Origin of the sequence: Halomonas sp. ND22Bw, assembly GCF_003011945.1 — a bacterium.
Classification (GTDB): Bacteria; Pseudomonadota; Gammaproteobacteria; order Pseudomonadales; family Halomonadaceae; genus Halomonas; species Halomonas halophila.
The window spans coordinates 1-268 of the sequence record NZ_PXWD01000965.1 but is presented as its reverse complement, the minus strand read 5'-3'; the positions used below and the strand labels follow the sequence as shown (position 1 = coordinate 268).

General features: G+C 60.1%; 1 protein-coding gene. It reads right to left on the bottom strand.

The features are described from left to right. A partial coding sequence (locus CVH10_RS21035; RefSeq protein WP_219924933.1) for a hypothetical protein occupies positions 1-268 on the bottom strand: 268 nt, incomplete at both ends.

Genomic DNA, 268 nt, shown 5'->3' with positions numbered 1-268 from the left:
AGAGGTAGTTCTGCATCATCAGGTTCACGACGATGTAGGTGGCCGTGTAGGCGATGGCCTCGTCGACGTTGGCGACGACGATCTTCATGTCGAAGAAGATGTACAGCAGCGGGGCCGCCATGAAGATCAGCCGCGGGAGCGGGAAGAACCAGAACGTCATGCTCGACAGGTAGCAGAGCCTCTGGATCGGCCTCAGCCCGCTCTTGAAGAGCGGGTTCTTGAGCAGCATGATCTGCAGCATGCCCTGGCACCAGCGTGAGCGCTGCCC